Below are 13,587 nucleotides of genomic sequence, written 5' to 3' on the forward strand. Positions count from 1 at the left end.
GACATCATGCTCTACTTATTTGATTGTAGAGCGGATTCAGATTTTAGGTCGTGTCGACCTAAAATCATCCGACTCTACTGTGCCGCATCTCGACAAGACATCCCATTTTCATGGCTCCGGGCATGCCCGGTTCGTCACGAATCAAGTCTAAAAACAATACTGCCTAAGGGAATCGCCGGGAAGGGAGCGGGCCAAAAAATAAGCCCCGGCATTTGTCAATGCCGGGGCCACAAGATATTGTGGATATCGATCGTAAGATCAGTATCTGTAGTGGTCGGACTTGAACGGACCCTTCGGAGTGACGCCGATATACGAAGCCTGCTCTTCAGAAAGCTCCGTCAATTTCACGCCAAGCTTGCTGAGATGCAGGCGAGCAACCTTTTCGTCGAGGTGCTTCGGCAGCACGTAGACTTCGTTCTTGTACTGGCCGGGCTTGGTGAAGAGCTCGATCTGCGCCAGCGTCTGGTTGGTGAAGGAAGCCGACATGACGAAGGACGGATGGCCGGTGGCGTTGCCGAGGTTCAGCAGGCGGCCTTCCGACAGCAGGATGATGCGGTTGCCCTTGGCGAACTCGATCATGTCGACCTGCGGCTTGATGTTCGTCCACTTCAGGTTACGCAGGGCGGCAACCTGGATTTCGTTGTCGAAGTGGCCGATGTTGCCGACGATCGCCATGTCCTTCATCGCACGCATATGGTCGATGCGGATAACGTCCTTGTTGCCGGTGGTGGTGATGAAGATGTCGGCGGTCGAGACGACGTCTTCGAGCTGAACCACTTCATAGCCGTCCATGGCAGCCTGCAGGGCGCAGATCGGATCGACTTCCGTGACCTTGACGCGCGCGCCGGCGCCGGAAAGCGAAGCAGCAGAACCCTTGCCGACATCGCCATAGCCGCAGACGACGGCGACCTTGCCGGCCATCATCACGTCGGTGGCGCGGCGGATGCCGTCAACCAGCGATTCCTTGCAGCCGTACTTGTTGTCGAACTTCGACTTGGTGACGCTGTCGTTGACGTTGATCGCCGGGAAGGGCAGCAGGCCCTTCTGGCTGAGCTGATACAGGCGGTTGACGCCCGTGGTGGTTTCTTCGGTGACGCCCTTAATGGCTTCGCGCTGCTTGGTGAACCAACCCGGCGATGCCTGGAGGCGCTTTTTGATCTGCGCGAAGAGGATTTCTTCTTCTTCGGAATGCGGATTGGAGAGGACGTCCTCGCCAGCTTCGGCGCGAGCGCCAAGCAGGATGTACATGGTGGCGTCGCCGCCATCGTCGAGGATCATGTTGGAGAAGCCGCCATCGGCCCACTGGAAGATCTTGTCGGTGTAGATCCAGTAGTCTTCAAGGCTTTCGCCCTTGACGGCATAGACCGGAACGCCGGAAGCGGCGATCGCGGCAGCGGCATGGTCCTGGGTCGAAAAGATGTTGCAGGATGCCCAGCGCACTTCAGCGCCGAGAGCGACAAGCGTCTCGATCAGCACTGCGGTCTGGATCGTCATGTGCAGCGAACCCGTGATGCGCGCGCCCTTCAGCGGCTGCGCTTCGCCGAATTCGGCGCGGCAAGCCATAAGGCCCGGCATTTCGGTTTCGGCGATCGAGATTTCCTTGCGGCCAAAGTCGGCAAGGCCGATATCGGCGACGATGTAGTCCTTTTCAGTGCTCATGAAGGTCTCCAGCCTGAACGATGCGAACGGACCACAGGCGAACGCCTCGGCCGAATGCAACAAGAATTGCACGCTGACAGCGTGTGGGATGATGCCCTGTAGCAGGCTTCAGGCCGGAAATCAATGTTGATATAAAGAAGTCTTTATATCTTTATATCCGTCGATTTTTAGGGTGCTTCTCTGTCATGAGACTATCGGGGCTTCTCTAGTCGGCGTGTCGGCGGCAAGCGATTTTTCATAGCTGAGGCGAGGACGTCTGGATTCGGCCCATACTCACCGTCGCACAATCTGCTAGAGTGATCTAATGTTCGCGACCAACCCTTACGAGTTTCGCAGAGCGACCCTGGATGATCTCGCTTTACTGAAGGCGTGGCGGTCGAGCCCGCATGTCCTGGAATGGTGGGGTTCTGGTGAGCCGTATGGTGAAGCAGAACTGGTTGATCCTCGGGTGGCTCGCTGGATCATTTCAATTAACGAACGGCCCTTTGCGTTCTTGCAGGACTACACGGTGCACGGATGGGAAGATCACCATTTTGCCGGTCTTCCCAAAGGGTCGCGGGGAATTGATCAATATATCGGAGACCCCGAAATGGTCGGCGTTGGACATGGTTCAGCGTTTATCGGAATGAGGATGCAGGCTCTTTTCGATGAGGGCGCACCTGTGATTGCGACCGATCCGCATCCAGACAATGGACGGGCGATAGCCGTCTACAAGAAGTTGGGGTTCGAACTGTCTGGACCACCTCAAGAGACTGGATGGGGCTTGATCTTGCCAATGCTGGCGAAGCGGTAAGCAGAATGGATGCAACGGCAGCAAAGTCCGCTTTCCAGCCGAAATCGCCGCTCTACAGAAACTAGGCGATCATTGGCTGCGTCCGGCTTGCAAGAATCGGATTGCACAGACGACTGTAGCGAGCAAACTCGGCCTTTTCACAGCGAAGGAACCGCCATGCTCACGCTTCATGACTATTTGCCGTCGCAGAACGGCTGGAAAGCCAGGGTTTTGCTCGGGCTCCTCGAAATCCCATATACCAGCCATCTTGTGTCGATTTTCGAGGGCGAGAGCCGCACCGACGCCTTCCTGAAGCTCAATCCGGTGGGCGCTATCCCCGTTCTCGAACTGGGGGACGGAAACGCGATCGCGGAATCAAACGCGATCCTCACCTATCTCGCCGAAGGCACGCCCTTTCTGCCAACGGACCGCTACCAGCGCGCCAAGGTCATGCAATGGCTGTTCTTCGAGCAATACCACATCGAGCCAGTCATCGGCTCGCTGCGCTTCTGGACGCTGACTGGGCGGTTGGAACGCAATCAGGCCTTGGTTTCGGGCAAGCACGAAGCCGCGGTCCGCGCTCTTTCGGCCTTGGAACGCAGCCTCGCCGGTCTTCCGTTTCTTGTCGGGAACGATCTTTCGATCGCCGATATTGCGGTCTACGCCTACAGCCACCGCGCCGCGGATTGCGGCTTTCCGCTGACCGACTACCCGGCGGTCTCCGCCTGGTCTGCCCGTGTCAAAGATGCCATTGGTCCGGGTTATCCCGTGCATCCCTACAGCATCGATCCGCATTCCGGCGCTTGAAGCATGCATAGCGCGGAGACGGAGATCACATCTCTTCGCCGAACTTGTCGGCGACCAGACGATCCAGTGCATCCAGTGCCTCGGCGGCCTGGGTGCCGCTGGCGGTGACGAGCACGCTGCAGCCGGGGCTTGCCGCAAGCATCATCAGGCCCATGATCGAATTGCCGCCCACCGTGGTTCCGTCCCTCGAGACGGTGATGGTGGCGTCATAGGCTTCGACGGTCTGTACGAATTTGGCGGAAGCGCGGGCATGCAGGCCGCGTTTGTTGATGATCAGAAGTTCCCGGGAAAGTTCCGTCATGGGCGGGATGTTTGTCTCGTCATTTGCCGCTGAGTACACGGCTGGCCACATTTATATACTTGCGCCCGGCCTCGGAGGCTTCAACCAGAGCCTTCTCCATGTTGTTGTCGCCCCGTACGCCCGCAAGCTTTATTAGCATCGGCAGATTGACGCCGGCAATAACCTCGGTATGACCGCTATTCATGACGGAGATCGCAAGATTCGAGGGAGTGCCGCCGAACATATCGGTAAGGATGATGACCCCGTGCCCATCGTCAGCGCCGGAAACAGCCTGCAGGATGTCCTGCCGGCGCTTGTCCATGTCGTCTTCGGGACCAATGCATACCGTCTCTATGAACTTCTGCGGACCAACGACATGCTCGACGGCATGCCGAAACTCTTCAGCCAGCTTGCCATGAGTGACAAGCACAAGTCCGATCATGATATTACTGCTCCCATCGCACACGCAAACAGGTGGCCCATATCGCAATGCAGCAATGTCGTCCACCGGTGGGGGGACATCTTGGCGATGAAAAGCCGAAGTGCAAGCTTAAAATATGATATTTAAGCGCCTGCAAGGACCTAAATGGCCGATTAATCCAAACTGATGATGATTTTCGCCATAATTACTGCAAGCGGATTGGCCGATGCCGCGGACAGCCGGATCAGCGGTAAGCGAATGGATTCAGTCACATCGATCTGTTCGTCTTCCGGGGGTAGTCGCTCGGCCGTTGCCGGATCGACCGGGCGTATGGCGAAATGCATTTCGGCCTCAGAAACATGGGGAAGGCGGACGATGCCAGTGTAGCGGATCTCCATTAGTCCGGCGATCGAAGGCGGGCATTCGGCGATGATGGCGCCCTCACGCTGCGTGATGAAAACCTGGTCGTCTGCGACCAATGTGGCGGAAAGGCCAAGCGGCTTGGCAGCGGCAAGGCATGCGAAGGCAAGCGTGGACTTGCCGCTGCCCGATGGTCCCAGAAACAGCAGGCCGGTCTTGCCGATCACGATCGCCGTCCCGTGGACATTGGTCGCTTTGCTGCTCATGCCGGTGTTTCGGCCGGCAATGAGAGGATGAAGCGGGCGCCGAGCAGCGCCGGGCCCTCGCCGTCGACGATATTCTCAGCACGTAGCGACCCGCCATGCGCCTCGGCGATCTGCCGGCTGATCGACAGGCCCAAACCGGAATTCTGCCCGAAACCTTCCGCTTCCGGCCGGTCGGTATAGAAGCGCTCGAAAATGCGGTCGATATTTTCCGCCTGGATGCCTGGCCCGTTGTCCTCGACATAGATGACGCAACGCGTTCGCGTTCGCGTCAGCCTGACCGTGATCTTTCCGGTGTCCTTCGCAACGAAGGAGCGGGCGTTTTCAATGAGGTTGGTGACGATCTGGCCGATCCGCAGGTCGTGGCCATCGATGGTGAACTTGGTCTTCGTGCCGGGCTTGCGGTCGACGATATAGTCTATCTCGACCGCCTTCTTGCTGTGCCCGACCTGACGGGAAATATCGATCATGTCGCGCAAGAGCACTTCGAGATCGAGCGATCTCGCATCGGAGCGGGCAAGCTCGGCATCGAGGCGGGAGGCGTCGGAAATATCGCTTATCAGCCGGTCGAGGCGGCGCACGTCATGCTGGATGACATCCATCAGCCGCTTCTTGGAATCGTCACTCTTGGCGAGCGGCAACGTCTCGACGGCGCTCCGCAGCGATGTCAGCGGGTTCTTCAGCTCGTGGCTGACGTCGGCGGCAAAACTTTCGATCGCATCGATCCGGTCGTAGAGCGCCGTCGTCATTTCGCGCAGGGCGATCGACAGGTTGCCGATTTCGTCCTGGCGCGCGGAGAAATCGGGAATTTCCTCGCGCTCCTTCGCACCGCCGCGGCGCACGCGGATGGCCGCTGCCGAAAGCCGGCGCAGCGGATTGGCGATGGTGGAGGACAGAAGCAGCGACAGAACGACGTTGACCAGTGTCGCGACGCCGAAGACGCGCATGATCGCCAGGCGCTCGGCATGCACAATCTTGTCGATATCGCCGGCCTGCGTCGATAACAGCAAGACGCCGAGCACGGCGCGGAAACGCTGGATGGGCACGGCGACCGAGACGATCAGCTCGCCCTTTTCCGTGGTACGCACCACGGCGCCGCGCACGCCGGTCAGCGCGTTCATCACTTCCGGATAGATCGAACCGTCACCGCCGGGCGCTTCCTTATAGACCGGCAGGTTGCCCGGCTGCAGCATCTTGTTGAGCAGGCCGCTGAACCAGTCCGACCAGTTCTGAGCCGCGTCTTCCACCGGTGGCAGATCGTAGCGCAGCACCTGACCGCGCGAATAGAGATGGCGGCTGTCGAGCAGCAGATTGGCGTCGGCATCGAAGATGCGGGCACGGGTGCGCGTCGGCGAGATCAGTCGCGTCAGCACCGGCGCCACCTTCTCCGGATCGATCGGGAACTCCAGGTCCTCGTCGTTCGGGACGGGCGTGATGCTCTGCCCGGCTTGCAGTTCCAGCAGCTTCTGCGGGTCGATGGTGATGGAGTTGGTATCGACCGAAGCGGATGCTGAGACGGCGCCGGCGATGATTTCGCCTTGCGTCAACAGGCTCTCGACGCGCGCATCAATCAGGCCCTCGCGGAATTGATTGAGATAGAGGATGCCGCCGACGAGAACGACGAGGGCGGCGAGGTTGAAGAACAGGATACGCCGCGTCAGGCTCGAAAAGACTGCATTGCCGAAGATGCGGCGGATCAGCGTGAAAGGGTGAGTCCACCGACGGCGGGCGATTCTGACGTCGCTCGGGCTTTCCGTCTCGTCGATATCTCTATCTTGCACCAGTTGTGCCAAGCCAGCGGCCCTTTCGAAGACAGGATCGGCGACCCTGTCCGCATGCTCTTATTTCATTGCCCGTCGCACGGTCCAGTAAACTATCCAAGTATGATGCCGAAAAGTGTAAGCGGTTTTCGGACGACATCATGCCCTGTTCTCTACCTCTCGAGCGGATTCAGATTTTAGGTCGATTCGACCTAAAATCCCCCGGCTCTAGGCCGCTTCGCGGAAGCGGTAGCCGACTCCATACAGCGTTTCGATCATATCAAAATCGAGATCGACCATCTTGAATTTCTTGCGCAGCCGCTTGATGTGGCTGTCGATGGTGCGGTCGTCGACATAGACTTGCTCGTCATAGGCAGCATCCATCAAGGCATCGCGGCTTTTGACCACGCCAGGGCGCTGCGCCAGCGAATGCAGGATCAGGAACTCCGTGACGGTCAGCGTCACCGGTTCACCTTTCCAGGTGCAGGTATGGCGTTCCTGGTCCATGACAAGCTGGCCGCGCTCCAGCGAGCGGGCCTGTTGCGCGGCGCCGGGCTTCGCGGCTGTGCCGCTGCTGGCCGCGTTCGCGGCTTCACGGGCGGAGGCGCGGCGAAGCACGGCCTTGACGCGCTCGACCAGCAGACGCTGCGAGAAAGGCTTGGTGATGAAGTCGTCGGCGCCCATCTTCAGGCCGAAGAGCTCGTCGATCTCTTCATCCTTGGAGGTGAGGAAGATCACCGGCAGGTCGGACTTCTGCCGCAGGCGGCGCAAAAGCTCCATGCCGTCCATGCGCGGCATCTTGATATCGAAGATCGCCAATTGCGGCGGCCGGGCAAGCAATCCGTCGAGCGCCGAAGCGCCGTCGGTATAAGTCTCCACCTTATATCCCTCGGCTTCCAAAGCAATCGACACGGAAGTCAGGATATTGCGGTCGTCGTCAACGAGCGCGATTGTCAACATGGTGTTCGTCTCCATCATCAGTGCGCGTCTCTCCCGGATTTGGAATCCAGCCCCAGGTGGCTCCCAGGTGGCTTGCCAGCTCGGTTGGCGGTAACCTGGCGCGCTTATGGGGATAAAGGTGGAACAAATTGTGGCAAAGATAAAGAGGCGGATTGCCGAACACACAAACAGTTAACCACGGGTTGTGCGGCGAAACGTCTCGCTGGTATCTATTCAACCGATTTAAAATTATGAAAATTTATTTAAATCGATTAAATACATGATATCATTAAAGATTTTTCGCTCTACTCTCTTGTGCTTTTAAAAAGACGCCTCTACGCTTTATTTAGTTTTAACGGCTGAGGCCACGTAGAGGAATAGAGCGATGGAGCAATTCGGCGTCCGTAATCCCGCAACCGAACTCGAATCGATCGGCCTGGGAGCCGCCGCCAGTGTTCGTTATAATCTCTTGGAAGCTCATCTCTATGAGGAAGCGATTCGTCGGCGCGAAGCCGATCTGACCGCTCATGGTGTGCTGAGAGCATTGACTGGGCAGCACACCGGCCGCTCGCCGAAGGACAAGTTCGTTGTCCGCAACGCGACCACCGAAGACCAAATCTGGTGGGATAACAACAAGCCGATGTCGCCAGAACATTTCGCGCTGCTGCACAAGGACATGCTGGCGCATGTACACGGCAAGGACCTGTTCGTTCAGGACCTGATCGGGGGCGCCGACCAGGATTACGCCCTGCCGACGCGCGTCGTCACCGAATTCGCCTGGCACTCGCTGTTCATCCGCAACCTGCTCATTCGTCCCGAGCGGTCGGCGCTGGAAAGCTTCGTGCCGAAGCTGACGATCATCGATCTGCCAAGCTTCCGCGCCGATCCGGAGCGCCATGGCTGCCGCACGGAAACGGTGATCGCCTGCGATCTCGTCAACGGCATCGTCCTGATCGGCGGCACCTCCTATGCTGGCGAAATGAAGAAATCGGTCTTCACCGTCCTGAATTACCTCCTGCCAGAACGCGGCGTCATGCCGATGCATTGCTCGGCCAATGTCGGGCCTGATGGGGACGCCGCGATCTTCTTCGGCCTGTCGGGCACCGGCAAGACGACGCTATCAGCCGATCCGACCCGCACATTGATCGGCGACGACGAGCATGGCTGGGGTGAAAATGGCATCTTCAATTTCGAAGGTGGCTGCTACGCCAAGACCATTCGCCTGTCGGCCGAGGCCGAGCCGGAAATCTACGCCACGACCCGCCGTTTCGGCACCGTGCTCGAAAATGTCGTGCTTGACGAACATGGCGTGCCGAATCTCGACGATGGTTCGCTGACGGAGAACACCCGCAGCGCCTATCCGCTGCATTTCATCCCGAATGCCTCGGAATCCGGCATGACCGGCCATCCGGAGACGATCATCATGCTGACGGCCGATGCCTTCGGCGTCATGCCGCCGATTGCCAAGCTGACGCCGGAACAGGCGATGTACCACTTCCTCTCCGGCTACACCGCCAAGGTCGCCGGCACGGAAAAAGGCGTGGTCGAGCCGGAAGCCACCTTCTCGACCTGCTTTGGCGCGCCCTTCATGCCGCGTCATCCGGCCGAATACGGCAACCTGCTGAAGGACCTGATCGCCCGCCACGGCGCCGGCTGCTGGCTCGTTAACACCGGCTGGACCGGCGGTGCCTACGGCACGGGCCGGCGCATGCCGATCAAGGCGACGCGCGCCCTGTTGGCCGCCGCTTTGAAGGGTGATCTCGATAATGCCGAATTCCGGATCGACCCGAATTTCGGTTTCGCCGTGCCGGTTGCGGTCGAAGGCGTGGATAGCGCAATCCTCGATCCGCGTTCCACCTGGGCCGATGGCGAGGCTTATGACGCGCAGGCGGCAAAGCTGGTGCAGATGTTCGTCTCCAACTTCGCCAAGTTCGAGGATCATGTCGACGGCAACGTCCGTGACGCGGCGCCGGGTTTGCGTGTCGCGGCGGAGTGATTCGCCGCACAGAGGAATGACTCACGTGAAACCCGGCGGCCGGTCCGCCGGGTTTTTCATTTTGCCCTCTGCCTGTTTTCAACCGCGCGTCAATATGGGATAGACGGGCGCGGAGAAAACCATGGCCAGCGACGCGCTTTACATCAACGACCGGATCACCATTGCCGGCTGGGAACTGACGGAACAATTCGTTCTGGCGGGCGGCCCCGGCGGGCAGAATGTCAACAAGGTCGCGACCGCTGTTCAGCTATTCTTCAACATTCCGAATTCGCCGTCGCTGAATGACCGCGTGAAGGCCAACGCCGCGAGGCTCGCCGGCCGGCGCGTTTCCAAAGACGGCGTGTTGATGATCGAGGCCAGCCGCTTCCGCAGCCAGGATCGCAATCGCGAGGATGCACGCGAGCGGCTGAAGGAACTGATCCTCGAAGCCGCCGCACCGCCGCCGCCGCCACGCAAGAAGACCAAGCCGACCAAAGGCTCGATCGAACGGCGCCTGAAGGAAAAATCGGGTCGCTCTGAGGTCAAGAAGATGCGAGGCAAGCCCGGGGGCGAATAGGTTTCGGGCTGCGGTTTTGGTTTGATTGGGTAAAATGGGGCTTGTCAGGCGAGTCTGTTGTTGCCGTAGCTCTGTGCCTGGCCCGTCATCCCAACCTTCTCGCCGCACTGCAGGGAGAAGGGACGACAGTGTGAAACAACAAAGCTCCCCACTCGTGACGGGTTCGGATTAGGTACTGTAAGCTCACTCGTCCCGCAAGGCGGGGAGAGGGCAGAGGTGAGGGGCCATGCACAAAGACGCGGCAATGGCGCACTTCCCTGACGATCACCAATCTTGGAAAATATCGATGCTCCTACCCAACGGAATTCGCCATCTTCCCGGTTATCTCGACCGCTCCACTCAGGAAGCGCTGGTCGAGACCATCCGCGCCGTTGTCGCCGAGGCGCCGCTTTACACCCCGGTCATGCCCGGCACCGGCAAGGAAATGTCCGTGCGCATGACCAATTGCGGCCCGCTGGGTTGGGTGACGGACAAGCAGCGCGGCTATCGTTACCAGCAGAACCATCCGGTGACTGGCAGGCCCTGGCCGGGGATTCCGCAACAATTGTTTGATCTCTGGAGCAATATAGCGGGCTATGAAAAGCCGCCGGAAGCCTGCCTGATTAATTTCTACGATGACGATGCCCGCATGGGCCTGCATCAAGACCGCGACGAACAGGATTTGGCGGCGCCCGTGCTGTCGATCTCGCTCGGCAACGCCTGCCTCTTCCGCGTCGGCGGCCTTAACCGCAATGATCGTACGCTATCTTTCAAGCTTTCCAGCGGCGATATTGTCCTTCTCGGCGGAAAAGGCAGGCTTTGCTTCCACGGCGTCGACCGCATCTATCCGGCGACCTCGACTCTGCTGAAAAACGGCGGCCGGATAAACCTAACCTTAAGGCGGGTGAACCCGTAACTTCTAAAGCTTCCTCAACGCCACCTGTTCGATCAGATGATTCCTGCCTTTCTGCAGGATGAGATCAGCGCGCGGGCGGGTGGGCAGGATGTTTTGGCGCAGGTTCTTCAGGTTGATGTTCTTCCACAGTCCTTCGGCGGTCGCGATTGCCTCTTGTTCTGTGATCGAGGCGTAGCGGTGGAAGAAGGAGTTGGGGTCGCGGAAGGCGGTTTCGCGCAGCTTCATGAAGCGGGCGACGTACCAGTTGTGGATCAGATGCTCGTCGGCATCGATATAGATCGAGAAATCGAAAAAATCGGACACCATCGGCACGATCTTGCCATCCGCCGGCAGATGCCGCGATTGCAGGACGTTGATGCCTTCGAAAATCAGGATATCCGGCCGGTCGACGGTTTTGTATTCGTCCGGCAGCACGTCATAGACGAGATGCGAATAGCAGGGTGCTTTGACGTCCGGCTGCCCGGCCTTGATCGCCGAGAGGAAGCGCAGGAGTGCTGCGGTATCGTAGCTTTCCGGAAAGCCCTTGCGCTGCATCAGGTTGCGGCGCTGCAATTCGGCATTCGGAAATAGAAAGCCGTCGGTCGTTATCAGGTCCACTTTCGGGCTCGACGGCCAGCGGCGCAGCAATTCCTTCAGGATACGGGCCGTAGTGGATTTGCCGACGGCGACGGAGCCGGCGATACCGATGACGAAAGGCGTCTTGGCGACGTCGGAAAGACTGAGGAACCGATTGCGCTGCTCGAACAGGATCTGCGAGGATTCCACATGCGAGGACAGAAGGCGCGATAGCGAAAGGTAGATGCGTCGGACTTCATCGAGATCGATCGGGTCGCCCATGGAGCGCAGCCGCGTCACTTCATCGGCGGTCAGCGTCAGCGGCGTATCGGCTCTGAATTTCGACCACTCGTCCGAAGAAAAGAAATAATAGGGCGAATAGGCTTTCGCCTCAAATATATCGAGTGTCTCGTGCGCAGGCAGGGTTTGGGTCGCTATCGTCATCGCATTCTACCGGCTGGCCTTCTCCTGAAGGCCGGATTGAGCGGTGCGCCTTTCGAGCTCACCCATGACATTCTGCAACGGAATGCCTGCAATCTTCAATACGACCATAAGGTGATAAAGCAAATCGGCTGCCTCGTAGGTGAGATTGTCGCGATCGCCGGTCACCGCCGCCATGACGGCTTCGATCGCTTCCTCGCCGAGCTTCTTTGCCGCCTTTGGCTGACCGGCGGCGAAAAGCTTTGCCGTCCAGGATTCCTCCGGCGAAGCCTTGGAGCGCTCGTCGACGATTCTTTCGAGGTCGGAAAGGGTAAATCCGCTCATCCGTCCTATCCCTTCCTAATCGAGCCGCATGGCGATGCCATGCTCTGACATATAGTGCTTCGCTTCGCCGACCGAATAGGTGCCGAAGTGGAAAATGGAAGCCGCCAGCACGGCCGTCGCATGGCCTTCCTTGATGCCGGCAACGAGATCGTCGAGATCGCCGACGCCGCCGGAGGCGATCACGGGCACACGTACCGCATCGGCAATTGCCCGCGTCAGCTCCAGATCGTAGCCGACCTTGGTGCCGTCTCGATCCATGGAGGTGACGAGCAGTTCGCCGGCGCCGCGCTCGACCATCTTGCGGGCAAAATCGACGGCATCGATGCCGGTCGCGTTGCGGCCGCCATGGGTATAGATCTCCCAGGCGCTCATATTGTCGCCGCCGAGTGCCTCGGTACGCCGCCGCTTGGCGTCGATCGAGACGACGATGCACTGATTGCCGAACTTGTCGGCCGCTTCGGCGACGAAATCAGGATTGTTGACCGCCGCCGAATTGATCGAGACCTTATCGGCGCCGCAAAGCAGCAGCTTGCGGATATCCGCGATGGTGCGCACGCCGCCGCCGACCGTTACCGGCATGAAGCATTGCTCGGCGGTGCGGGCCACGACATCGAAGATCGTCTCCCTGTTGTCGGAAGAGGCGGTGATATCGAGGAAACACAGCTCGTCCGCACCGGCGGCGTCGTAGGCCTTGGCGGCTTCGACGGGGTCGCCGGCATCGACGAGGTTGAGAAAGTTGACGCCCTTGACGACACGGCCGTCCTTGACGTCGAGGCAGGGGATGACGCGGGCTTTCAGGGTCATTGCGCGATCTCCTTCGCCTTGGCCGCCTTGATCAGCGCCAAGGCCTCCTTCGGATCGATCCGGCCATCATAAAGCGCGCGGCCGGAAATCGCACCTTCCAGTTTGCGGGCATCTGGCTGGATCATGCGGCGGATATCATCAAGCGAGGCAAGGCCGCCGGACGCGATGACGGGAATGGAAACGGCATCGGCCAGTTCCAGCGTCGAAGCCCAGTTGATGCCGGTGAGAATGCCGTCGCGGTCGATATCGGTATAAATGATCGCGGCCACGCCTGCGCCTTCGAATTTTTTCGCCAGTTCGATGACGCCGAGTTCGGAGGCTTCCGCCCAGCCTTCGACCGCCACCTTGCCGCCCTTGGCGTCGATGCCGACGGCGATATGGCCTGGAAATCTCCGACAGGCTTCGACGACAAGCGCCGGATCGCGCACGGCGACAGTGCCGAGAATGACGCGGGCAAGCCCGCGTGTCAGCCAGTTTTCGATATGGTCGAGCGTACGGATGCCGCCGCCGAGCTGCACAGGGTTTTTCGTCGCCTTGAGAATGGCGTCAACGGCCGCCCCATTGACGGTCTCGCCGGCGAAGGCGCCGTTGAGATCGACGACATGCAGCCATTCGAAGCCCTGGTCTTCAAAGGCTTTCGCCTGGGCGGCGGGATCGGGATTGTAGACGGTCGCCTGCTCCATGTCGCCGAGCTTCAGGCGCACGCACTGGCCGTCCTTGAGGTCGATGGCGGGAAAGAGAATCATGTCTTTGTC

General features: G+C 59.4%; 15 protein-coding genes. 5 read left to right on the plus strand and 10 right to left on the minus strand.

Annotation, left to right across the window (positions count from 1 at the left end; translation table 11 throughout):
- Positions 1 to 258: 258 nt before the first annotated feature.
- Complete coding sequence (ahcY, locus tag N2601_RS17545; protein WP_104821461.1) at positions 259 to 1,659, minus strand: adenosylhomocysteinase; 1,401 nt, start codon at positions 1,657 to 1,659, stop codon at positions 259 to 261.
- Positions 1,660 to 1,963: 304 nt separating this feature from the next.
- Here ahcY and N2601_RS17550 point away from each other — a divergent pair, with 304 nt between their 5' ends.
- Complete coding sequence (locus tag N2601_RS17550; protein WP_104821462.1) at positions 1,964 to 2,452, plus strand: GNAT family N-acetyltransferase; 489 nt, start codon at positions 1,964 to 1,966, stop codon at positions 2,450 to 2,452.
- A 156-nt stretch (positions 2,453 to 2,608) separates the two neighbouring features.
- Complete coding sequence (locus N2601_RS17555) at positions 2,609 to 3,238, plus strand: glutathione S-transferase family protein (RefSeq protein WP_104821463.1); 630 nt, start codon at positions 2,609 to 2,611, stop codon at positions 3,236 to 3,238.
- Positions 3,239 to 3,263: 25 nt separating this feature from the next.
- Here N2601_RS17555 and N2601_RS17560 read toward each other — a convergent pair whose 3' ends face one another.
- The 5 genes from N2601_RS17560 to N2601_RS17580 all read right to left on the minus strand — a co-directional run bounded on the left by N2601_RS17560 (position 3,264) and on the right by N2601_RS17580 (position 7,282).
- On the minus strand, positions 3,264 to 3,539 hold the full coding sequence (locus tag N2601_RS17560) for an HPr family phosphocarrier protein (RefSeq protein ID WP_104821464.1): 276 nt from the start codon (positions 3,537 to 3,539) through the stop codon (positions 3,264 to 3,266).
- A 19-nt stretch (positions 3,540 to 3,558) separates the two neighbouring features.
- On the minus strand, positions 3,559 to 3,960 hold the full coding sequence (locus N2601_RS17565) for a PTS sugar transporter subunit IIA (RefSeq protein ID WP_104821465.1): 402 nt from the start codon (positions 3,958 to 3,960) through the stop codon (positions 3,559 to 3,561).
- A gap of 152 nt (positions 3,961 to 4,112) precedes the next feature.
- Positions 4,113 to 4,565: an HPr kinase/phosphorylase gene (locus tag N2601_RS17570; RefSeq protein ID WP_104821466.1), complete on the minus strand. Its 453-nt coding sequence runs from the start codon at positions 4,563 to 4,565 to the stop codon at positions 4,113 to 4,115.
- Positions 4,562 to 6,355: a sensor histidine kinase gene (locus N2601_RS17575; RefSeq protein WP_104821467.1), complete on the minus strand. Its 1,794-nt coding sequence runs from the start codon at positions 6,353 to 6,355 to the stop codon at positions 4,562 to 4,564. Before N2601_RS17575 ends, N2601_RS17570 begins: the two co-directional genes overlap by 4 nt.
- Positions 6,356 to 6,550: 195 nt before the next feature.
- Positions 6,551 to 7,282: a response regulator transcription factor gene (locus N2601_RS17580; protein WP_199773506.1), complete on the minus strand. Its 732-nt coding sequence runs from the start codon at positions 7,280 to 7,282 to the stop codon at positions 6,551 to 6,553.
- Positions 7,283 to 7,646: 364 nt separating this feature from the next.
- Between N2601_RS17580 and N2601_RS17585 the strand changes: the two genes are divergently transcribed.
- The 3 genes from N2601_RS17585 to N2601_RS17595 all read left to right on the plus strand — a co-directional run bounded on the left by N2601_RS17585 (position 7,647) and on the right by N2601_RS17595 (position 10,708).
- Positions 7,647 to 9,257, plus strand: a complete 1,611-nt coding sequence (locus tag N2601_RS17585) for a phosphoenolpyruvate carboxykinase (protein ID WP_104821469.1) — start codon at positions 7,647 to 7,649, stop codon at positions 9,255 to 9,257.
- 121 nt (positions 9,258 to 9,378) lie between these two features.
- On the plus strand, positions 9,379 to 9,813 hold the full coding sequence (arfB, locus tag N2601_RS17590; RefSeq protein WP_104821470.1) for an alternative ribosome rescue aminoacyl-tRNA hydrolase ArfB: 435 nt from the start codon (positions 9,379 to 9,381) through the stop codon (positions 9,811 to 9,813).
- A gap of 286 nt (positions 9,814 to 10,099) precedes the next feature.
- Entirely contained in the window at positions 10,100 to 10,708 is a 609-nt protein-coding gene (locus N2601_RS17595) for an alpha-ketoglutarate-dependent dioxygenase AlkB (protein WP_104821471.1), read from the plus strand.
- Between the two features lie 3 nt (positions 10,709 to 10,711).
- On the opposite strand, the gene coaA is transcribed toward N2601_RS17595, so the two are convergent.
- Genes coaA through hisA form a run of 4 tightly spaced genes read right to left on the minus strand, consistent with a single transcriptional unit; the run spans position 10,712 to position 13,578 of the window.
- Positions 10,712 to 11,707, minus strand: a complete 996-nt coding sequence (coaA, locus tag N2601_RS17600) for a type I pantothenate kinase (protein ID WP_104821472.1) — start codon at positions 11,705 to 11,707, stop codon at positions 10,712 to 10,714.
- 6 nt (positions 11,708 to 11,713) lie between these two features.
- Complete coding sequence (locus tag N2601_RS17605; RefSeq protein ID WP_104821473.1) at positions 11,714 to 12,028, minus strand: phosphoribosyl-ATP diphosphatase; 315 nt, start codon at positions 12,026 to 12,028, stop codon at positions 11,714 to 11,716.
- 15 nt (positions 12,029 to 12,043) lie between these two features.
- A complete protein-coding gene (hisF, locus tag N2601_RS17610) occupies positions 12,044 to 12,832 on the minus strand; it encodes an imidazole glycerol phosphate synthase subunit HisF (RefSeq protein WP_104821474.1) in 789 nt (262 codons plus the stop codon).
- Positions 12,829 to 13,578, minus strand: coding sequence for a 1-(5-phosphoribosyl)-5-[(5-phosphoribosylamino)methylideneamino]imidazole-4-carboxamide isomerase (hisA, locus tag N2601_RS17615; protein ID WP_104821475.1), 750 nt, complete (start codon positions 13,576 to 13,578; stop codon positions 12,829 to 12,831). Before hisA ends, hisF begins: the two co-directional genes overlap by 4 nt.
- Positions 13,579 to 13,587: the final 9 nt, after the last annotated feature.

It is taken from the genome of Rhizobium sp. CB3060, assembly GCF_025200735.1.
In the GTDB taxonomy this organism is placed as follows: domain Bacteria; phylum Pseudomonadota; class Alphaproteobacteria; order Rhizobiales; family Rhizobiaceae; genus Rhizobium.

What these genes read in the sequence shown, in the direction of transcription:
- N2601_RS17570 (WP_104821466.1), bottom strand. Translation starts at nt 4,565, where the DNA reads ATGAGCAGCAAAGCGACCAATGTCCACGGGACGGCGATCGTGATCGGC.
- coaA (WP_104821472.1), bottom strand. Translation starts at nt 11,707, where the DNA reads ATGACGATAGCGACCCAAACCCTGCCTGCGCACGAGACACTCGATATA.
- N2601_RS17580 (WP_199773506.1), bottom strand. Translation starts at nt 7,282, where the DNA reads ATGTTGACAATCGCGCTCGTTGACGACGACCGCAATATCCTGACTTCC.
- N2601_RS17560 (WP_104821464.1), bottom strand. Translation starts at nt 3,539, where the DNA reads ATGACGGAACTTTCCCGGGAACTTCTGATCATCAACAAACGCGGCCTG.
- hisF (WP_104821474.1), bottom strand. Translation starts at nt 12,832, where the DNA reads ATGACCCTGAAAGCCCGCGTCATCCCCTGCCTCGACGTCAAGGACGGC.
- N2601_RS17585 (WP_104821469.1), top strand. Translation starts at nt 7,647, where the DNA reads ATGGAGCAATTCGGCGTCCGTAATCCCGCAACCGAACTCGAATCGATC.
- N2601_RS17595 (WP_104821471.1), top strand. Translation starts at nt 10,100, where the DNA reads ATGCTCCTACCCAACGGAATTCGCCATCTTCCCGGTTATCTCGACCGC.
- N2601_RS17605 (WP_104821473.1), bottom strand. Translation starts at nt 12,028, where the DNA reads ATGAGCGGATTTACCCTTTCCGACCTCGAAAGAATCGTCGACGAGCGC.
- N2601_RS17550 (WP_104821462.1), top strand. Translation starts at nt 1,964, where the DNA reads ATGTTCGCGACCAACCCTTACGAGTTTCGCAGAGCGACCCTGGATGAT.
- N2601_RS17555 (WP_104821463.1), top strand. Translation starts at nt 2,609, where the DNA reads ATGCTCACGCTTCATGACTATTTGCCGTCGCAGAACGGCTGGAAAGCC.
- N2601_RS17565 (WP_104821465.1), bottom strand. Translation starts at nt 3,960, where the DNA reads ATGATCGGACTTGTGCTTGTCACTCATGGCAAGCTGGCTGAAGAGTTT.
- arfB (WP_104821470.1), top strand. Translation starts at nt 9,379, where the DNA reads ATGGCCAGCGACGCGCTTTACATCAACGACCGGATCACCATTGCCGGC.
- hisA (WP_104821475.1), bottom strand. Translation starts at nt 13,578, where the DNA reads ATGATTCTCTTTCCCGCCATCGACCTCAAGGACGGCCAGTGCGTGCGC.
- ahcY (WP_104821461.1), bottom strand. Translation starts at nt 1,659, where the DNA reads ATGAGCACTGAAAAGGACTACATCGTCGCCGATATCGGCCTTGCCGAC.